This is a genomic window from Paraburkholderia dipogonis (assembly GCF_046027395.1).
Taxonomy (GTDB): Bacteria; Pseudomonadota; Gammaproteobacteria; order Burkholderiales; family Burkholderiaceae; genus Paraburkholderia; species Paraburkholderia dipogonis_A.
In genome coordinates this window covers 1-20627 of record NZ_JAQQEG010000052.1, presented here as the reverse complement: position 1 = coordinate 20627, position 20627 = coordinate 1, and the positions used below count along the sequence as shown (strand labels likewise).

At 63.7% G+C, this 20627-nt stretch carries 15 protein-coding genes; 7 read left to right on the top strand and 8 right to left on the bottom strand.

Features of this window, described 5'->3' with window-relative positions:
* Positions 1-133 precede the first annotated feature (133 nt).
* The gene (locus PQR32_RS36575) at positions 134-1027 is read left to right on the top strand and encodes a DUF6531 domain-containing protein (RefSeq protein ID WP_408239120.1); all 894 of its coding nucleotides are present in this window, start codon (positions 134-136) and stop codon (positions 1025-1027) included.
* On the opposite strand, the gene PQR32_RS36570 is transcribed toward PQR32_RS36575, so the two are convergent.
* Entirely contained in the window at positions 997-2025 is a 1029-nt protein-coding gene (locus PQR32_RS36570; RefSeq protein ID WP_408239117.1) for a hypothetical protein, read from the bottom strand. The genes PQR32_RS36575 and PQR32_RS36570 overlap by 31 nt on opposite strands.
* A gap of 1433 nt (positions 2026-3458) precedes the next feature.
* Here PQR32_RS36570 and PQR32_RS36565 point away from each other — a divergent pair.
* A complete protein-coding gene (locus PQR32_RS36565) occupies positions 3459-3731 on the top strand; it encodes a YodC family protein (RefSeq protein ID WP_408239114.1) in 273 nt (90 codons plus the stop codon).
* A gap of 72 nt (positions 3732-3803) precedes the next feature.
* Here the strand turns inward: PQR32_RS36565 and PQR32_RS36560 are convergent, their stop codons facing one another.
* Complete coding sequence (locus PQR32_RS36560) at positions 3804-4115, bottom strand: superinfection immunity protein (protein ID WP_408239111.1); 312 nt, start codon at positions 4113-4115, stop codon at positions 3804-3806.
* Between the two features lie 214 nt (positions 4116-4329).
* Here PQR32_RS36560 and PQR32_RS36555 point away from each other — a divergent pair, with 214 nt between their 5' ends.
* From PQR32_RS36555 to PQR32_RS36545, 3 genes are all read left to right on the top strand, one after another.
* Positions 4330-5790 carry a M20 family metallopeptidase gene (locus tag PQR32_RS36555; RefSeq protein ID WP_408239108.1) on the top strand — a complete coding sequence of 487 codons (1461 nt, stop codon included), beginning with the start codon at positions 4330-4332 and terminating at the stop codon, positions 5788-5790.
* 55 nt (positions 5791-5845) lie between these two features.
* Positions 5846-6949, top strand: a complete 1104-nt coding sequence (locus PQR32_RS36550) for a malate/lactate/ureidoglycolate dehydrogenase (RefSeq protein WP_408239105.1) — start codon at positions 5846-5848, stop codon at positions 6947-6949.
* Positions 6950-7375: 426 nt separating this feature from the next.
* Positions 7376-8263 carry a crotonase/enoyl-CoA hydratase family protein gene (locus PQR32_RS36545; protein ID WP_408239102.1) on the top strand — a complete coding sequence of 296 codons (888 nt, stop codon included), beginning with the start codon at positions 7376-7378 and terminating at the stop codon, positions 8261-8263.
* 51 nt (positions 8264-8314) lie between these two features.
* Here PQR32_RS36545 and pdeR read toward each other — a convergent pair whose 3' ends face one another.
* Both pdeR and PQR32_RS36535 read right to left on the bottom strand, forming a co-directional pair.
* Complete coding sequence (pdeR, locus tag PQR32_RS36540) at positions 8315-10318, bottom strand: cyclic di-GMP phosphodiesterase (RefSeq protein ID WP_408239099.1); 2004 nt, start codon at positions 10316-10318, stop codon at positions 8315-8317.
* A 228-nt stretch (positions 10319-10546) separates the two neighbouring features.
* Positions 10547-15022 carry a DEAD/DEAH box helicase gene (locus PQR32_RS36535; protein ID WP_408239096.1) on the bottom strand — a complete coding sequence of 1492 codons (4476 nt, stop codon included), beginning with the start codon at positions 15020-15022 and terminating at the stop codon, positions 10547-10549.
* Between the two features lie 332 nt (positions 15023-15354).
* Between PQR32_RS36535 and PQR32_RS36530 the strand changes: the two genes are divergently transcribed.
* The gene (locus PQR32_RS36530; protein WP_408239093.1) at positions 15355-16407 is read left to right on the top strand and encodes an aldo/keto reductase; all 1053 of its coding nucleotides are present in this window, start codon (positions 15355-15357) and stop codon (positions 16405-16407) included.
* 190 nt (positions 16408-16597) lie between these two features.
* Here PQR32_RS36530 and PQR32_RS36525 read toward each other — a convergent pair whose 3' ends face one another.
* Positions 16598-16969 carry a carboxymuconolactone decarboxylase family protein gene (locus tag PQR32_RS36525; protein ID WP_408239090.1) on the bottom strand — a complete coding sequence of 124 codons (372 nt, stop codon included), beginning with the start codon at positions 16967-16969 and terminating at the stop codon, positions 16598-16600.
* 116 nt (positions 16970-17085) lie between these two features.
* Between PQR32_RS36525 and PQR32_RS36520 the strand changes: the two genes are divergently transcribed.
* The gene (locus PQR32_RS36520; protein ID WP_408239087.1) at positions 17086-18036 is read left to right on the top strand and encodes a cupin domain-containing protein; all 951 of its coding nucleotides are present in this window, start codon (positions 17086-17088) and stop codon (positions 18034-18036) included.
* Here the strand turns inward: PQR32_RS36520 and PQR32_RS36515 are convergent, their stop codons facing one another.
* From PQR32_RS36515 to PQR32_RS36505, 3 genes are all read right to left on the bottom strand, one after another.
* Positions 18037-18606, bottom strand: a complete 570-nt coding sequence (locus PQR32_RS36515) for an FUSC family protein (protein WP_408239084.1) — start codon at positions 18604-18606, stop codon at positions 18037-18039. It abuts the gene before it with no gap.
* Between the two features lie 108 nt (positions 18607-18714).
* Entirely contained in the window at positions 18715-20034 is a 1320-nt protein-coding gene (locus PQR32_RS36510) for a cation:proton antiporter (RefSeq protein WP_408239081.1), read from the bottom strand.
* Positions 20035-20124: 90 nt separating this feature from the next.
* Positions 20125-20511, bottom strand: a complete 387-nt coding sequence (locus PQR32_RS36505) for a DUF3175 domain-containing protein (RefSeq protein WP_408239078.1) — start codon at positions 20509-20511, stop codon at positions 20125-20127.
* Positions 20512-20627 lie beyond the last annotated feature (116 nt).

Here is a 20627-nt window from a genome sequence, read left to right as displayed (position 1 = left end):
ACATGGTTGCCGTTTTTTTAGGAGTTGTCGGATTTTTCGTTCGTTGCAGTCCTTATAGGGTGCTTGGGCTTTAACCAAGTACAACCAATAGGGACAACGATGATAAGAAACAGAATTAACGAGAGGCCGGGGAATGGCGGCCCGTCTGCTGGCCGCATTCATGTTGCTCATGATGGCGTTCGGCGCAAACGCCGCTGATTGCAATGCGGTGTGGGCAGCCACTGGCGCAAAGCCAGGTTCGCCCACCTGTCGATGGGATGCTTACGCCGGCGTACCAGGTGGCATGCAGTACTACAACTGCGCTAGTTTGCCGCTTATCGACGCGTGGTGTGCGACACCGGCGGATGACCAGCCGGAGGCGAGCTGTCCGGTTGCTGACCCGGTTTTCCCCGGCAGCGGAGTGGTTACGTTGACTGTCGCCGATTTCGTCAGCGGCGACGACATTCCAATGCTTTTCACGCGGACGTACCGGTCAAAGTCACTGACGGCATCCGCGACGGTGATGGGGCCGGTCTGGTTCCATAGCTGGCAGCGTAGCCTGGGATTGGCGAATGCCAATAACGGCAGCACATCAACCGTGCTGGCCTATCGGGAGAACGGGGAGCCCGCTACTTTCAATTGGTCGGCTGGCACTTGGCGAACAAAGGCCTTCACTGGCCTGGTACTTGCGCAAAGCGGCTCTGGATGGACTCTCACCGACGTGAATACGGACACTGTCGAATCGTACTCCGGCCAGGGCGCGCTGCTGACTGAACGCACAAAGACAGGCTTTGTTCGTACGCTGAACTATGACGGCTCCGGTTTGCTGACCACTGTTACGCAGCACGCCGAAGGCACGGATGCCAGCAAGGACATCGCGCTTCGGCTCGACTACGACGATAAGCGTCGTCTGTCGCGTCTCAATGATCCGTTAGGTGGTCTGACCCAGTACGGATACGACGCGAATAGCAATCTTGTTTCGATCACCTGGCCGGACGGTTATGTGCGCCGCTATGTCTACGGCGACACGCGGTTCAAGAAGCATTGACCGGAGAGGTCGACGAGTCGGGCAATCGCATTGCGACGTGGAACTACGATGCTCAAGGTCGTGCGGTGGCGGTCAGTCATCCCAATGCTGTACAGAATGTGCAGTTGGCCTATAACGCGGGCTCGACGGTTATCACCGGTAGCAAAGGTTCGACAACGCTGAGTCTGTCGTCGATCGGCGGCATCTTGCGCGCCGGTGGATCGCTTGAGGTCGGTATGCGGTCCACCGTCCCAGCCTGATGGACCCGGCTGGTCGAAATCCGGGGGCGGAGGCAGTTGGCCGGGATCCGTCGGCACGAGCACGGGGGGGGCCGTTCGAGGCTGAAAGCACGAAGCGTGGCGTTCTGCATCATCGCCTGATAGGCGTCCGGTGCGACGCCCGTGTAGAGGCGCCAGGTGAGCGTGTCTGCGTAGTAGGTCGTCGACGTCCCCGGTAACGCCACCAAATTCCTTGTAACCATGCTCGTAGAGCTGATGGATGGCAGTGTCCAGGGAGTCAAAGCCCTCATATCTGAACACCCCGTAATTCGGGTCGTAAAGCTGATACTCATCGTTTCGATAATCTGCCGACCGGTCAACGCGCTGGATGAGGATCGCATGCTCACTCCCGTCCCCCAATCTCAAGGTCACGTCCGTGAACGTATCCTGCGCGGTGCCCAACCCGTCTCGCGACGGGAGTGGGGTCGAAAAGTGACCTTGCAAATCGTTGACGAGAGCATCGGGGTTCGTCAATCTCACGCCACCCGGACGCATTTCGTAGCCTGGCACATCACTGGGCGGCGCATACCTGTTCGCCGTCTGTAGGCGGCCAATTTCGTTAAGCGTCGAACGCCGCGCGGAAGGGTCGAGAAGCCGCTGATAAACAGCGCGCGTCGCTGCCATCAGGTCGTGCGATTGACCGGCGACCCCCTCATGCATGGTTAGCCAGGTCTGGCCCGCGCAATGGTTATGCACTCCGTCCGTCTGCCCGGCCGCCGAAGCGAGCATCAGCCAACTCAAGCCGTTCGCTCCTGCCGCGGACCCTGCGTAAGCGTGGAAAGTCTGCGCATACTGATCGGGAACGGGAGGCGTCTGCCGCTTGACTCGACCGTCGGCGCGCGTACCGTTCGAAACCGAATGTCCTGCTGCCATGTTGGCCGCAGCGCCTACGCCCGGCTGCGCACCATGCGCCGGCGCTTCTCGGTGGGAGGCGTCCAGCGGCAACAGCGCCGCGCCGGCCTGCTGTGTGGTCGCGGCGTCCAGGCGCGCCCGGGAGAGGGTGCTCGCAAAGCTGGATGTGGGTCTGGGCGGGTACGTGAGCGCACTTGCATTCGGCGTCGCGGACGTCACGCCCTGAAATCGTGCCGGGTCATTCCGCTCCTCCCCTCCGGTTTGCGTGCGGCCCTGTGATGCCGCGAATGACGGGCCTCGTGTTCGCTGATCAGTTAGCTGGCCGCCTCGCGTCGCGCTCGACGACTGCTGGTCCATCAGCTGTCTGGACGCACCAGCACGTTGCTCCGCCGCTGTGCTCTGCTGAGTATCCGCGGAATCGTCTTGCCTCGCGTTCGTGTCCGCATGGTTGAAATTCGTGGGGCCGTTACCTATTGCCGAAACTGTCATCGCTGCACCTCGCTGGTTTCTCACGGAATCTCGCCGCCTCCTGTAGGGATCGACTAACTGTGACCATGAAACCAGACGCGCCGAAACGACGGGTAGTACCGGGGGCAGCGGCTGCCGCGTTACCCGACGCTGCCCGGCTGGCTAGGGGGATTCGTACCGGCGGCATCTATCGTGACGATCGTCATACCAGACTTCCCGCGCGAACCGCGCCGGCGCCCCCGTTCTTTCGGAAAAATATGAGAACTCGTCCGGGTTCCGGCCGTTACCAGCAAGGCCGGAACTCGCCTCCAGAATCTCCTGGTGCGGCACCAGCAACTCGCGCTGCGCCGCTCGGCGCAGCCGGTTTGAAAATCTGGCGGCGGGAATCGTTTTCAACAAAGCTGCCGGAAATTATTAGGCGTTTTTTTAAACAAGGCCGATTTTAAGCATGGCGCATTTACCGGTGAGTTCGTTATTCACAGGTAATTCTGTTGTGGTGGATCGGAATAAACCCTGAATACCCGTCTGCTGACGCATTAGATATGACGAAACGGCGTTCGCATTTTCTACTGGCTGCGCCGACACCCCGCAGCAAGTCTTGCGATAGTGCAGTGCCGCATGAACGGGCGGCCAGGCGGCGCATTGAAGGGTTTTCCCGGTTTTACCCATCGACCGCCGGCAGTGGAAGCCATTCCACTGCCAATGAAAACGGTATCAATAAAAAGCACTTGCAGCGATTAATTTCGATTGTTAATCTTGCCAAATCTTTTAGCGTTTTCCTTCAGCAGGTCTAAAGTCGAAAAAACCGGCGCAATGACTTAAATACCGTTCAACGGTTCCGTAGGGGGATGAATATGCTGACCGCTACCATTGACGCATTCCAGACACCGCCAGCCGCTCAGTTCAATGTCGGCGACGTCGTCACGTTGAAGGAAGGGGGCTCACGAATGACGGTGACGTACGCAGGCCCAGTGGCACTCAACCCCGGTGACTGGCTGATTTGCGAATGGTTCGACGAACACGGCGAATTGCGCCGCGAGATGTTTTCACCCGCGAGCGTACGTGCCGAGCCGCGCTCCATTCCCGCTGGTTCCGTGCTGTGGAACCGCATGAGCCGCGCGGCCTGAACAGAGCCCGCACGGTCGGCCGGTGCTTCGGCCGACCAGTCTGTTTTCTGCTTCATCCACGCCACGCCTGATTCACTTTTCCGAGCGTTCCCGCGCGCTTGCGCGTCGTTGCACGCGCACCAGCAGCGCGGACGAAAACGCTCGCATCTTCACGAGCTTGCGCGTCTCCACGATCTCGCCCGCGATGTTCTTCGGCGGGTTCGGTTGCAATGCCCAATAGAGCGCAAGCAGCCAGCCGAACACGGTCCACCCGAAACAGGCGTTGAAGAGCGCCAGCGTCAGCACGTCATGGCGTTTGCGCCGGTCCGCCAGCATGGCCGGCAGAAAATAGAGCGCCAGCGCCAGCACTGCGGCGATGGCCTGAACGACAACGTTGCCCCCCATGAAGCGGCTCCCGATACGCGACCTATGGCGCGATTGTCGCGCGATTGTTTTGTTTGCGTAAGCTCGCCGCAAAGGCTTGGGCCGCTCGACACGGCCGGAATGAGCGGCAGCGGAAGCCATTCTGCAAGCCCGATGCGCGGCGAGGGGTTCAGCCAATCCCGCATCGGGACTATCATGATCGTTTCGACAGAACATATCCCCACGGACCGCCATCATGATCTCCGACGATACCCAGCAGGCTCACCGCATCAACCCCGAGACCCTACGCGAATTCGTGGACCGCAAGTGGAACGACGAGATCGTGCCCGCGCTGACGGACTACATCGCCGTGCCGGCCAAGAGTCCGGCGTTCGATCCCGAGTGGGTCAAGCACGGCTATCTGGAGCGCGTGATCACCGACGCGGCGCAATGGGCCGAACAGCAGCCCGTGCGTGGCCTGAAACTCGAAATCATCCGCTTGCCGGGCCGCACGCCGGTGATCTTCTTCGAGTCGGCGGCGACCCGGTCGGGCAGCGAAGAGACCATCGTGCTGTACGGGCACCTCGACAAGCAGCCCGAGTTCGACGGCTGGCGTAACGACCTCGGACCGTGGACGCCCAAGCTTGAGAACGACAAGCTCTACGGCCGCGGCGGCGCCGACGACGGCTATGCGATCTACGCGAGCATCACCGCACTCGCCGCGCTGGACGCGCAAGGCGTCGAGCGTCCGCGTTGCGTCGGTCTGATCGAAACCTGCGAGGAGTCGGGCAGCTACGATCTGCTCCCGTACGTCGACGCGCTGCGCGAGCGGCTCGGCAAGGTAGGTCTTGTCGTGTGCCTGGATTCGGGCGCGGGCAACTACGATCAGCTGTGGCTCACCACGTCGCTGCGCGGACTGGTCGCCGGCGACCTCGAAGTGCAGGTGCTCGACGAAGGCATTCACTCGGGCGGCTATGGCGGCATCGCGCCGTCGAGCTTCCGCATCATGCGGCAACTGTTCGACCGTCTCGAAGACTCGGCCAACGGCACGCTATTGCCGAAGGGTTTCCACGTCGATATCCCGGCGGATCGTCTGCGCGAAGCGGAAGCCACCGCCCGGATTCTCGGCGACGACGTCTGGAAGAAGCTGCCGTGGGCCTGCGGCCAGGACGGCCGCCAGGTGCTGCCCACCACCACCGATCCGCAAGAGGCCTTGCTCAATTCGACGTGGCGTCCCTCGCTGTCGGTGACGGGCGCGGCCGGCTTGCCCGCATTGGCCGACGCCGGCAACGTGCTGCGTCCGCGTACGGCGTTCAAGCTGTCGCTGCGTCTGCCGCCGATGATCGAGGCGGAGAAGGCCGTCGCCGAACTGAAGGCGCTGCTCGAAGTCGATCCGCCGTACAACGCCAAGGTGACGTTCAAGCCGGACGCGGGGGCGGCGAGCGGCTGGAGCGCGCCCGACCTCGCACCGTGGCTCGCCACCGCGCTCAACGACGCGTCGCGCCGACACTACGGCGCTGACGTCGCCTACATGGGGCAGGGCGGCACCATCCCGCTCATGAACGTGCTGAAGGCGGGCTTCCCGAAATCGCAGTTCATGGTGTGCGGCGTGCTCGGACCGAAGTCGAATGCACATGGGCCGAACGAGTTCCTGCACGTGCCGTACGGCAAGAAGCTCACGGCCGCGGTCGCCGAGGTGATCGCCGCCGCGCCTTGAGCATGCTCTTCGACCGTCGTTTGCCCTGAACCCGTCACGTCCGCCGACACTGTGAATGACCGATAACTCGACCGCTCAACCCGTCACGCCCCGGATTCCGGCCGATCAATTGCATGCCTATGTGAGGGCGATCTGGGAGCAGGCGGGCAGCACGCCACGTGAAGCGGAACTGGTCGCCGACCATCTGGTGGCGGCGAATCTGACCGGTCACGACTCGCATGGCGTGGGGATGATTCCGCGCTATGTGGCGTCGCTCGCCGACGGGGAGCTTCAGCTGAACCTGCACGCTGACCTGGTGAAAGACGTGGGCGCCGTGCTGACCGTCGAAGGCGGCAAGGGCTTCGGCCAGGTGGTGGCGTTCGAGGCCATGGAGCAGGGCATCGAGCGCGCCAAGCGCCTCGGCATCTGCGCGGTCGGCTTGCGTGGCGCGCATCACATCGGGCGTATCGGTCATTGGGCCGAACAGTGCGCACGGGCGGGTCTCGTGTCGTTCCACTTCGTCAACGTGGCGGGCGATCCGCTCGTCGCGCCGTTCGGCGGCGCGGACCGGCGCATCGGCACCAATCCGTTTTGCGCCGCTTATCCGCGGCCCGGCAAGCCGCCGCTCGTGCTCGACTTCGCGACCAGCACGGTGGCATACGGCAAGACGCGCGTTGCGTATAACCAAGGCAAACAGGTGCAACCCGGCGCGCTGATCGATCACGAGGGCCGGGCCACGCTCGAACCCAAAGTCATGCACGAAGCGCCGTTTGGTTCGCTGACGCCGTTCGGCGGCCATAAGGGTTTCGGGCTCGCGGCCCTGTGCGAGATCTTCGGCGGCGCGCTGTCCGGCGGCTTTACCACGCACTCGACCACGCTCGGCACGACCAACGCGATCATCAACGGCATGCTGTCGGTGATCATCGATCCGGCCGCCTTCGACGCCCCGGACGCGCAAGCCGAAGCCGACGCGTTTATCGACTGGGTGAAGGCCTCGCCGCTCGCGGCGGGCGCCGGCCGTATCTATGAGCCCGGCGAACCCGAGCGCGTGACGCGTGCGCAGCGCGAGGCCGAGGGTATTCCCGTGGACGCGGCCACGTGGGCGCAGATTCTCGCCGCGGCGCTGGCCGTCGGCATGAGCGCGGAAGAAGCGGGCCACTGGTCCGCGCGTCTGCAATAAGACGCTGATGGAAAGGCGCGGGGCGCGGTGGGCCGCCCGCGTTTGATCATGCGAAGCGGATACACCGTCTGTTAGCCCACCAATCAGAGAAAAAACCATTCGTCGTTGATTATTTTCGATTGCATTTTCTAATCGAAGACTATTTCTTTTTCTTTTCCATCCGGCAAGAAATTCAATCCTTGCCCGTGCGCAAATTGATTGCACGCGGTGTGCCTATTTGTGGCCCAATTTCGCCCATCTTCGGTGCGCAAGCGTTTGCGTCCGCGCGACATGCCATCGACTTGCCTCTTTCCCGCAGAGCGCCTGCTGGCGGGCTTTTGAACGCGGCTTGCATTCATCTGTTGGTTACCCCGCTCCCATCCGATTCCGGTCTGCTTTAGGCTCGCATTGCAATACCAGCGTTTAACCTTAAAAGGACCGTTCAAAATGAATCTGCATAACCACCACGCCTGCCGCCCGTTCCTCGAAGCCGGCAATCTTTCGCAAATCTCGGCTTACTACGAAGAAGGCCGCAACGTCATGTGGATGATGTTGCGGGCGCAGCCGCGTCCCTGTTTCAATCTCGATCTGGTTCACGACATCCTGGAACTCGCGCAGGCAGCACGAGAGTCGGGGTTGCCGATCGATTTCTGGGTCACCGGTTCGTTGATTCCGACCATGTACAACGTCGGCGGCGATCTGGATTTCTTCGCGGACGCGATCCGCGCCGGCAAGCGTCAGGCGCTCATGGCTTATGCACGGGCCTGTGTGGATTGCGTGCATGCGGCGTCGCGGGGATTCGACACGGGGGCGATTTCGATCGCGATGGTGGAGGGCACGGCACTCGGTGGGGGCTTCGAGGCCGCGCTCGCGCATCATTTCCTGCTTGCGCAGAACGACGCACGCATGGGCTTCCCGGAGATCGCGTTCAATCTGTTCCCGGGCATGGGCGGTTATTCACTGGTGGCGCGCAAGGCCGGCATGCGGCTCGCGGAGGAGCTGATCGGCGTCGGCGAATCGCATACGGCCGAATGGCACTACGGCAAAGGTCTGGTCGATCAGTTGTTCGAGCCCGGCGAAGCCTATATGGCGACCCGTACTTTCATCGACACGCTCAAGCCGAAAATGAACGGCGTCCGGGCGATGCTGCGCGCGCGCCAGCGCGTGCTGCAACTCTCGCGCGCCGAGTTGATGGAGATTACCGAGGATTGGGTCGACGCCGCCTTCACGATCGAGGAGAAGGACCTCGCCTTCATGGAGCGGCTGGTGATGCTGCAGAATCGCCGCACCTCGAACCTGCGTCAGACGACGGTCAGCGCGGCCAATTTCGCCTGAACTGACCGGGGGGCGACCACAACAGGCCGCAACGGGGGCGGCGACAGAAGCTCAGGCAATCAGCCTGAGCTTCTGTCTGTCCTGCAACCAGCGTTCGAATTCAGCCGCCGGCATGGCCTGGCCGTACAGGAAGCCCTGCACGTAATCCACGCCCAAGCCCTTCATGAACACTTCTTCCGACTCGGTCTCGATCCCTTCGGCGACCACTTTGAAATTCAATTCCTGCGCGACGGCCACCATGGAGCGCACCAGTGCCTGCGCTTTGGTGTCGGCGTTGATCGAGCGCACGAAGCTACGGTCGAGTTTGATGACGTCGAGCGGAATCCGGCCGAGCTGCGACAGCGACGAATAGCCGGTGCCGAAATCGTCCAGATGAACCTGCGCGCCGAGCTGGCGGAACTGCTTGATCAGATCGATCGCAGCCGTTTCGTCTTCGATCAGGCAGCTCTCCGTCAGTTCGAGATCGATCAGACAGGGATCGAGATTGGCGGCCTGCAGCGCCTCGCTGAAATGGCGGACCACGGCCGTATCGACCAGTTGCCGCGCCGACACGTTAATCGCGACGCGCAGGTTGTAGCCGTCCGCCTTCCATTTGGCGGCCTGTTTCGCGGCCGTTACCATGACCCAGCGACCCAGCACGCCGATCAGCCCGGACTCTTCCGCGTAACGGATGAACTCGGCGGGCATGATCTGCCCGCGCTCCGGCGAATTCCAGCGCACCAGCGCTTCGACGCCTTGCACCACGCCAGTGGCGAGCGACAGTTTCGGCTGGTAGTGCAGCGTCAGCTGCCCCTCTTCGAGGCCGCGGCGCAGATTGGTGTCGAGCCACATGTACTCGGCGACCCGGCGGTTCATTTCCGGCGAGAACACGCGGTGCGTACGTTTGCCTTCGTCTTTGGCGACGTACATGGCCGTGTCGGCCGAACGGATCAGCGACTCGAGGCTGTCGCCGTGTTCCGGAGACAGCGCGATGCCGATCGAGCAGCCCGTGTAGACCTCCACGAGCCCGAGGGCGAACGGCGTGCGCATGCGTTCGAGAATGCGCTGCGCGGTGGTTTCGAGTTGGTGCGCCGTGCCCCTGGCAGCGAGCACGATGAATTCGTCACCGCCGAGGCGCGCGAGCGTATCGCCTTCGTTCAGGCACTCGCTGATGGCCGCCGACACGTCGCGGATCAGGCGGTCGCCGAATACGTGGCCGTAGTGATCGTTGACCTTCTTGAAGTTGTCGAGATCGAGGAACAGCACGCCGACCGCTTCGTCCGGCGCGGCGTCTTCGATGGCGGTGCGGATTTTGTCCTGGATCGCGTTGCGGTTCGCGAGGCCGGTGAGCGAGTCGGTGTTCGCCAGTTCGGTGAGGCGTTCCTGCGCGAGCCGTTCCTCGGTGATGTCGGTGCCCGAGCAGATCAGGAATTGTTCCTCGACGCCGCTGCCGCTGTGGACGAATTTATTGCGGAACAGAAAGAGCCGTTCGCCATGCACCGTTTTGACACGCCGCTCGACTTCGTACGACACGCCGCGATTGAAGAAGCCTGCAATGTTCTGGCTGGAGGCCGCGCCGTCTTCGGTGGACATGAACAACGCCCATACGTTGCGGCCGATGATGTTCTCTTCCTTGACGCCCGTGAGTTCTTCGGCAAGACGGTTGAAGCGTTGTATTCGGCCATGCCGGTCAACGATTACGACGACCGAATTCACTTCGGACACGACCTGTTCCGCAAACGAGAGGCCGTGGACCAGATCGCGGGCGACGGATTCGGTGTCGTCATAGGCCGAGGCGGTGCCGGCCCAGCTGTTGCTGGTGAGTTTTTTGCCGACGAGATGCAAACGCAGCGGTTCGCCGAACAGCCGTACGTCGAGGACGAGATGCGAGGTCACGCCGGTGAGGCAGCGGATTTGCGAGGCCTGCTGAGGATTCAGCGGAATAGCGACATTGGCCGGCACGTCGCCAGTGACGGGCGTGAGTTCGAGCGCGTTGCTGTCGTTCGACAGACGCCAGCATGGGCTGCTTGTGCCGAACTGGGCATAAAGCACCTGCTCGTGTTGGTCGTCGTTCATGAGATCCCCGGGCGGTGTGTGCCGGTGGCCGCCGTGAAGGCGGAGTCGGCAAACAGTCTTCATCATACTTAAGACTGTCCCCATTGTAGCGAAGCGATTGGAATTAGGGCTTATAAAGATTAACGGTCAGTAAGTCTTCCGTCTTTAGGCCTTTTTTACGTGTTTTTTACGTGTTATTTTCCGGTCACGCGCAGGTATTCGACCGCAACCCGCGCTCATTCTAAACAGCTAAAACCGTCGCGCCAGCCACACGCGAGCCTTTTCCTTTTCGGCGGGAACCGCTTCCAGCGACGCTTCGAACCAGAAAGTCCCCGACACGAGCGTGGCCACCACGACGCCGTCGCGATACAGAATCCGGTTTCCCGCCACAGCGGGCACACGTTCGCCGACCAGCAAAGTGCCGGCGAGATTCAACGGATCGGTCCCGGCGACACAGACAAAAGCACCGTCGTTCGCATGCCGCCGCACTTCTCGCAGCACGGGAATCGCTTCGGGCAGAGCAAATTGTTCGCCGGCGAGGCCATTCACGAAGCGCCCGCCGCGAATTACGCCACGCGCTTCGAGCCGTTGAAAAATGCGCAGCAGGTCTCGCCATGGCGGCAGCCACTCGGCCTCGCGTTCGAGCAGACGCCAGAACACCACGCCATAACGGCGCAACAGCGTCATCGCGACATGTTCCAGCACTTCAGGTGGGAATGGCCGGCGGCGTTCCGGCACGGTCTCAGACGCAGTAGCAGTGGTGGGCCGGCTGACCAGCGCCCAGCGCCCCGCGTCGTCCATGCCGCCGATCAGTGCGCTCGAACGCGCGCGCCTGTTGCTGGAAAACGCGTTGCGCTTGGCGACCGGCTTCAACAAAGCACGCAAGCCCGCGAAACTGTCCGAATTCACGAGACCCGCGGCCACCAGTTCGCCCAGCGCGCTCTCCAGTTCCATACGCAATACGCGAACTTCAGCAAGCAATTCGTCGAAGAACATCGCGCCGTGCTGCACGAGCGTGTCATACACGCTCTGCGCGCGTGCCGACAACTCCGGTTGCTTCGACGGATCGAGCAACGTGCTCCATATGCGTACTTGCGCGCGCGGCAGCAGCACGATCGGCGTGCTGCGGATGGGCCCCGTAGCGCCGCGCGCGCGTTCCGTCAGGCGGGTCCAGACTATTTTGCCGGCGCGGCATAGTTCGTCGAGCGAAGTATTCGCGTAGGCCTTCACGCGCGCGGGCAGGATGTCTTCCTCCCACGCGCCCGCGGCGGCCTGGAAGCCTTCGAGCTGTTCGAGGACCGCGGCCAGCGCGTCGCGCCCTTCGCTGCGTGTGTCCGGCGTCAGATGCTGCCACTCGAACAGAAAGCGCATGAAATCATGCCGCTCCACCGGCTCGATCTCGCGACGCAAACGTTTTACCGTGTAGCGGTGTATGCGCGCGAGAAGATGTCGTTCGCACCATTCTTCGTCGGTGGCTTGCGGCGTGAAGCGGCCGCGCATCACATAGCCTTCGGTTTCGAGGCGCGTCAGGCTCTGTTCGACCGATGCCGCCGGCAACGTCAGCGCCTGTGCAATCGCGCCGACCGGCAGGGGGCCGAAGCCGGTCAGGCGCGCACGGAGCACGTCGATCAGGGCGTCGTCGGCGTTCCAGGTCTCTGTGTAGCCTTTCGGCGCGGCGAGCGGCGGCGCAAAGCGCGCGTCGGGATAGAGCGACTGAAAGCAGGTGACGCGTTCGACCGGCAGCCACACGGCGGAGTCGCCGGCGAGTGGCAGGCGGGTGGCGCGGCCGGACTCGGCCAGCGACGCGAGCCATGTCGGCCAGCCTTCATTGCGGCGCGCTTCGGTCTCGGTGATGCAGGCAAGGCCGGTCAACGCTTCATGCATCTCGTCGGCGTTGCGCGCCTGCGGCCACGCTTCATCGCGCACGCTTTCGATGGCTTCGGCATCGAGCGCGCCGAGATCGTCGGCGCTCGACGGGTCGGTCCAGCGGCGGTTCAGCACGGCTTGCGTGCGACGCTCCTCGATCGGCGCGTCGTCGAGATAGGCGTACGGTTTCGCGTTGAGGATTTCGGCGGCGAGCGGCGAGGGCGCCGGCAAGTCGCGCGCAACGAGTTGCACGTCGCCCTGTTCGATACGGCGCAGCAGCGCAAGCCAGCGTTCGCTGTCCATTGCCTCGTGCAAACAGTCGTCGACGGTTTGGTCCACTAACGGATGGTGCGGCAGCTCGCGCTCGCCGACTACGTTCTCCAGACACGCGGCCTGCTCGGGAAACACGTTCGCCAGTAGATCTTCGCTACGCATGCGCTGCAATTGCGGCGCGGTTTTGCGCCCGCCGGTGTAACGCGGCAGGCCGAGCGCGGTGGTCGCGTTCCAGCGCCAGCGCACGCCGAACAGCGGCGCATCGAGCAGCGCCTGAATCAGCAGATGCTCCGCGCTGTTCGAATGCAGATAGCGCCACACGTCGTCGAGCACGAAGGAATGGCTGCCGGTCAGCGACAGCACGATCGCGTCCTCGGTGGCGGCGGCTTGCAGCTCGAAGTTGAAGGTGCGGCAAAAGCGCTTGCGCAGCGCGAGGCCCCACGCGCGGTTCACCCGGCTGCCGAACGGCGCGTGGATGACGAGCTGGGTGCCGCCGGATTCGTCGAAGAAACGCTCCATGACCAGCGTGTTCTGCGTGGGCAGCACGCTGAGCGCGGCGCGCGCACGGGCGAGATAGTCGACGATCTGGCGGGCGGCGGCTTCGTCGAGATCGAGGTTGTCGACGAGCCAGTGGATCGCGTGGTCGATGCGGACGGGGAGTGTTTCGACCTCGGTGCCGGTCGCGTCCGCAAAACCGGCCGCCGTGTCCTCTGCGTCGAGAAGACGCCCAATCTGTTCGCGCAAACGCGCGACGCCGAACGACAATTCGTCGCTGCGCCCCGGCGCTTCGCCGAGCCAGAACGGAATATTCGGCGGCTGGCCCTGCGCGTCCTCGACGCGCACGCGTCCGCTTTCGATCCGCAGAATCCGGTACGACGCGTTGCCGAGTTGAAACACGTCGCCGGCCAGACTTTCGACGGCGAAATCCTCGTTGACGGTGCCGATATTGATCGCCTGCGGTTCGAGCACGACGGCATAGTCAGCGTTCTCGGGAATCGTGCCGCCCGACGTAACTGCCACCAGCTTGCCGCCGCGCCGGCCGCGCAGCGTGCCGCTCACCACGTCGCGATGAATATAGGCGCCGCGCGGACCGTTGCGGCTCGTGTAGCCTTCTGCGAGCATGCGCAGCACGGCGTCGTACTGGTCACGCGTGAGGTCCGCGTACGGCGCGGCGCGCCGCATCAGGTCGAACAGCGCGTCCTCGCTCCATTCCGCGCTCGACACTTCCGCGACGATCTGCTGGGCGAGCACATCGAGCGGCGCGCGTGGAATCCGCAGCGCGTCCAGCTCGCCGCGCCGCACGCAATCGAGTAGCGCGGCGCATTCAATCAGATCGTCGCGAGAATTCGGAAACAGTCTGCCCTTGGGCATGCCGCCCACGTGATGGCCCGAACGTCCGACGCGTTGCAGGAACGGCGCGATCGCGCGTGGCGAACCCATCTGGCAGACCAGATCGACGTCGCCGATATCGATGCCGAGTTCCAGCGAAGCGGTGGCGATCAGCACGCGCAATTCTCCGCGTTTCAGGCGCTGCTCGGCATCGAAACGATGTTCCTTCGCGAGACTGCCGTGATGCGCGGCGACCACCTCCTTGCCCAGCCGCTCGGTCAGATGACGCGCGGCGCGCTCGGCCATGCGGCGCGTGTTGACGAAAATCAGCGTGGTGCGGTGCATCGCCACCAGTTCGGCGAGACGGTCGTAGACGCGCTCCCATACCTCGTTGGGCATCACCGCCTCGAGCGGCACAGGCGGGATTTCGAGCGCGAGATCGCGCTCGCGAATATGACCCACGTCGACGATCGCGCAATCGGCGGGAATGCCGCTGTCGATACTCCCGCGGCCCACCAGAAAGCGCGCGACCGCGCTTACCGGCTTTTGCGTTGCCGACAGGCCGATACGCGGCAAACGCCGCTGGCATAGCGCGTCGAGCCGCTCCAGACTGAGCGCGAGATGGCTGCCGCGCTTGCTGCCGGCGAGCGCATGAATTTCATCGACGATCACCGTGCGCACGGTCGAAAGCATGCGGCGGCCGGAGTCCGAGCCGAGCAGCACGTAAAGCGATTCCGGCGTGGTCACGAGGATATGCGGCGCGCGCTTCTTCAACGCGTTGCGTTCCTGCTGCGTAGTGTCGCCCGTCCGCACGGCGGTGCGGATGTCCAGCGCCGGCAAGCCGCTCGCGTCGAGTTCCGCGGCGATGCCTTGCAACGGCAGTTGCAGATTGAGGCGGATGTCGTTGGAGAGCGCTTTAAGCGGCGACACGTAGACCACCAGCGTTTCGTCGGGCAGTGCGCCGCCGTTGCCGAGGCCTTGCCGGACCAGATCGTCGAGCGCGGACAGGAAGGCGGTGAGCGTCTTGCCCGAACCCGTCGGCGCGGCCACCAGCGTGGAGCGGCCACGGCGAATCTGCGGCCACGCGGCGGCTTGCGCATCGGTGGGCGCGGGGAAAGTCTTGAGAAACCAGTTCGCGACCGCGGGATGGAAATCGGCCAGCGCGCCGGCCGTCGACAGCCCAATGGCGGGCGTCGCGACGGATGCGGTGGCGGGCGACGCGCCCAAAGCGGCAGTAGTGGAGGAGGCCGGAGTCATGCTGGCGTAGATGGGGGCGGGGCGGGGCATATCCAGAGGACGGCGAAAGCAGCCGGTTGCAAGGATCAGGAATCAGTCTGGCAGGTTTACGCGGGCTTTGCCGACGAGCCCATGCCGGTATTTATGTCGCAATGGACGGCTGTGCGGTGGCAAATTTTGCCGTCGGCGCTCAGCGTGACGCAGCCGGCGCACGGCTACACAAATCGTAAGGAGTTTGAAGCGTGGATAAGGAGGTACGACACGCGCAATTCCGCCTCACGCTCTGCCGGACTTTGCCAATTGCAGTACTCTCTACGCCTCACCCATCCACGAACCACGATGGAGTTTCGACGATGCGATACAACCAGTTGGGCCGTACCGGTGTGTTTGTTTCAGAATTATGTTTGGGCACGATGACCTTCGGCGGCGGCGGGGGCATCTGGAAGCAGATCGGCGATCTGCAACAGGGGGACGCGGAGCGGCTGGTCGGCCGGGCGCTCGACGCGGGCATCAATTTCATCGACACAGCCGACGTCTACTCAGAGGGCCTCTCCGAACAGATCACGGGCCAGGCGCTGAAAAACCTCAAGGTGCCGCGCGACAAAGTGGTGGTGGCCACCAAGGTCTTCGGCCAGACTGGCGAGTTTCCCAACGCGCGCGGCGCCTCGCGTTATCACATCATCGACGGTGTGAAGGCGAGCCTGAAGCGTCTGCAACTCGATCACGTCGACCTGTATCAGATCCACGGTTTCGATCCGGCCACGCCGATCGAGGAAACCATGCGCGCACTCGACACGCTGGTGCAGCACGGCCATGTGCGCTATGTGGGCGTATCGAACTGGGCCGCATGGCAGATCGTGAAAGCGCTCGGCATTTCCGAGCGCCTTGGGCTCGCGCGTTTCGAAACGCTGCAGGCGTATTACACGCTGGCGGGCCGCGACCTCGAACGGGAACTCGCGCCGATGCTGCACAGCGAAGGCCTCGGCCTGATGGTGTGGAGTCCGCTCGCGGGCGGCTTGCTGAGCGGCAAGTTTGGGCGTGAGCAGCAGGGCGAAGCGGGCAGCCGTCGCACGACGTTCGATTTTCCGCCGGTCAATCGCGAGCGCGCTTATGACTGTATCGACGTGATGCGCGATATCGCCGAGGTGAAGCGGGTGTCGGTCGCGCAGATCGCGCTAGCGTGGCTGCTGCATCAACGGGTGGTGACCACGGTGATCGTCGGCGCGAAGAAGGTCGAGCAGCTCGACGACAATATCGCCGCGACGGGCGTTTCGCTCACCGCGGACGAACTCGCGAAACTCGATCAGGTCAGCACGCTGCCCGCGGAATATCCGGGCTGGATGCTGGAGCGTCAGGGCGAGCCGCGACGTAAGCAGCTTGAAGAGGCGCGGCATCCGGCGGCGTAGTGGCAGCGGCCAGCGAAACCGGCCGCACCCAGCCGCGCCGGCTGGACGCCGTGTGAGGACAGCACGGTCTGTGAACGCGGTGCGCGGTTGTGGCATCCGCCGGCGCGGCTGGCGGAGCGGACGCCTATCAGGCTCCCGCTCCGGCCACTTGCGCTGTCTCAGGTAGACAAGCATCTCGCCGCGCATCCGCTCATTCCGTAGCAGCCTGGCCCGCATCAGCCGCTTGCGCGGCATAAGCCGCGGCGGCATCCATCGTGCGAGCCGAGTACACCATCGCGGCGCCCGCATTGATCGCAACCGCTACGCCCAGCGCTTCGGCGATTTCCTCGCGCGTCGCGCCATGCTTGAGTGCTTCGGCGGTGTGCACGGTAATACAGCCGTCACAACGCAGGCTGACCGCCACCGCGAGCGCAATCAGTTCGCGCGTCTTCGCGCCGAGCAGATCCTTCTTCTGGCCGGCGCTCGACAACGCCTGATAGCCCTTGACGGTCTCCGGAGACAGTTTGGCGATCTCGCCGATCCGGCCGACCAGTTCTTGACGGTATTCGATCCAGTTCAACATGGCGGTGCTCCTTGGTCTGTTGTGCGTCGGCGGGTGCCGGCGTCGTGAGACAAGTATTGCGCTGCGCCGCGATATCCTGAATACTCGATTCACTCAATTTTTAGCGCGATCGTCTCATGGATACGCTCAGCCGACTGATCGACCTCGCCCGGCCCCAGGCCAGCCTCGATCTGCGTTGCCTGCTCTCGGGCGCTTTCGATATCGATCATGGCCCAGAGGCGGCGGGCATCGCGCCGTTCCACGTCGTGCTGGATGGCGCATGCGTCGTCGAAACCGCCGACGGCGCGCAGCGTGCATTGCGCGCGGGCGACTTCATGCTGTTTCCACGCGGCGCGGCGCATCGAGTGCGCGATATGCAACGCTCGGCCGCCACTGCACCGTTGACGCAAGACCATGACGGCATGCTGCCTTTGCGACGCAACGACGGCCACGACGGCGCGCGCATCCCTGCCGACCTCGATCTTCTGTGCGGCCGCTTTGTCTACTCGCCCGGTTCGTCGGCCTTGCTGCTGAACGCGTTGCCCGATCCGTTCCATGTCTCGCTGGGCGGCATGGAAACGCTGGACTCGTTGCAAACGGTGATCAGGCTGATGCGCAGCGAGGCCGAACGACGCCAGGCGGGCGCCCTCGCGATCGTCACCGCACTGAGCCACGCGCTCCTCGCCATGGCGCTAAGGGCACACGGCGAGCAGAATGCATCGGCTTCAGGCGTGCTCGCGCTGCTTGCCGATGCGCGCCTGGGCGCTTCCGTGCAAGGCATGCTGCGCGCTCCCGAACGGGCGTGGACCATCGCCGAACTCGGCAAACTCGCCGCCATGTCGCGCGCGACTTACGCTCGCCATTTCAACGAGCGCGCGGGCATGACGGTGATGGACTTTCTCACGCAGATCCGCATGACCATCGCGTGCGATCTGCTGCGCCGCACGCAGCGCAGCGCGGCCGAGATTGGCGAGGCGGTGGGCTATCAATCGGAGGCCGCCTTTGGCAAGGCGTTTCAGCAAAGCGTCGGCGTGCCGCCGGGACGCTACCGGCGTCGTCCGCAAGAGAGCGATCTGACTGAAAACTAGCTAAGGCTTGCCAGGTTTGCCGAACCAGCGCCGTTCGATCCACGACATCAGGAAGGCCACCAGCAATGCGCAGATCGTGCCGAGCGTCACTTCGCCGAGGCGCATCAGGGCTTTGTCCCACGCGGGCCCCATGCCCGGCACCAGCAGCATGATCGTCGCCGTAATGCCGCCCAGACGCGCCGCGCTGCCGACGTTCAGGATCCAGCACAGGGCAATCGCCACGCCCACCGTGGCCGCATACGCCGCGAAATAGCCGGCGCCGAACGTGGCGCCCACGAGTCCGCACAAGCCGCCGACCATCGCGCCGATGAATTGATCGCGCGACAGGTTGCGGGTGTCGACGTAGCTATGCTGGCTGACCGCGATCGCCGTGATGGCGGCCCAGAAGGTTTGCTCGGTATGCAGCATGCGACCGATGGCGACGGCGAGACTCGCGCCGGCGACCGCCTGCACGGCCATGAAGCTGCCTTCGATCAGGCGCTCGCCGAGCGGCAACGACTTGAGAAAGGCAAACAGCGAGTTGGCGGCGCTCGCCCGTGCCGTGCGTTGGGAATTGTCGGGTGGAGTCATCGAAGGTGCGAAGGCTTGTTGCAGCATAAAGGTCCCGTATTCTAGCGATTCCAATCGACGGTCGCGCAGAGACCTGATTCGCGCATCAACGTGTTTGAATGATCGTGACTAACCTTCATGACTGCGCAGCCGGCGATACCAGTTCATCAACGGTGTAGCCGAGACACCGTGAATCACCACTGACGCCGCGATCACAGCCAGTGTGAGATGCACAAGCGGAGCGACATCGGCCGCGGCGCCGTTTTCGAGCGCGTACGCCAGGTAGTAAAACGAACCGATGCCGCGTATCCCGAACCAGCTCATCAAACGGCGCTGCGTCGGCGTCGCGCTCGAACCCAGCAGCGACAACTCCACCGATATCGGCCGCACGAGCACGAACAGCGCGGCGGTCAGCGCAATGGTCTGCCAGGTGAAGAGCGGCATGTGCATCGTGGCGAGCACGTTGCCGACCATCGCCATGACGGCGACCTCGGCGATGCGTTCGAGTTCGATCGTGAAGCCGAGCACCGACTCCGTCATATACGCGTGCGCTTTGCTTGGATTCGCCGCGGTCGCTTCGACGTCTTCGGAATCGACGGTGCCGATGGTTTCGCGAGGCGACTGGCCGCCGCTCGCGCGGTGTTCGACACGGCGCATCGCGACACCGGCGGCGAACACGGCCAGAAAGCCATAGGTGTGCGCGAGCTGCGCGGCGCCAAACGACAGCACGATCAAACCGAGCGCGAAAAACCCCTCGAGTCCGAGCGCCTGCGCGTGGCGCGTGCGCAGCCATGCCACTGCGTGGGTCGTGGCCCAGCCGAGCGCGCCGCCGATGACAATCCCGCCCGCCACGCCCCACACGATGCTGCCCGCGAGCTCCAGGTTCAACAGATCGCCCGCTTCGGCGGCGGGCGCCGCGCATAGCGCCAGGCCGAGCATCACGAAGGGCAGCGCGATGCCGTCGTTCAGTCCGCCTTCGCCGGAGAGCGCGAAGCGCAGCAGGTCGTGATCGCCGGGGTTGTGCACTTGAACGTCGTGGGCCAATACCGGATCGGTCGGCGCGAGGATCGCCGCGAGCAGCAAGGCCGGCCCCCAGCCGAGATGCAGGACGTACACGCCGAACAGCATCAGCAGCGGAATGGTCGCGAGCATCGCAAGGAAGCCGAGACGCAGTGGTACGGTCCAGAGTTTTTCGAGCATGCCTAGCCGCAACCGCAGGCCGATGGCAAACAGCGAGACGAGCAGTGCGACTTCGGTGATGGTGCGCAGCACACGCGCATCGGCGATCATATCGAGGCGCAGCAAGCCAATGCCGGGCGGCCCGAGGAAGTAGCCGATCGCGAGATAAAACATGGCGGCGCTCATAGGTAGCCGCCGCAGTGCCGTTGCCGCCAGGCCCATAAAAACGAGCACGGCACCAACGATGAGAAACCACAAAGTTTCGTGCATGAGCATCCGGTGAGGGCCGCATGCGCATGCTGCATGCGCGGCCGGTTGAAGAAAGGTGCGCCTGGACGCGTCAGTCACTGACGCGTCATTTCACGGCGCGCGTCCGAATGCTTCGCGCAGCTTGCGCTTGGCTTGCTGCAAGGTGTCGCGGCGCGTTTTCGACAGGTTCCTGCCGGCGCGATTGATATAGAAGTTCAGCATCGACATGGCCGACTGGAACGGCGTGCCTTTGCGGCGGCGGCTTTTCGTGGACGACTGCTTGAGCGATTGTGCGATTGACTCGGCGCTGCCGGTTTTGAAAACATCGTGTTGGATATCCATCGCGTCACTGGTTTCCATCACGTGGTGCGACCACTTCTTCGGACTTTTGGCGCGATGCGCCGCGTGCGCCTGGGCGTGCCGCTGGCGCGGCGGCCGGCCCGACTTGCCGCGCGCGACGGGGCGCCTGGACTTGCTGGTGGATTTTCGGGTGGCCATGATATCGCCTCCTCATCGGGTCGTGCGCGCGCGGATCGCGCTTATTGTGCGCTCAAACTGAAACGCGCCGGCTGCCGCGATGGGGGGCGGCCCGCGCCATTTGGGCGGGGGGGGCG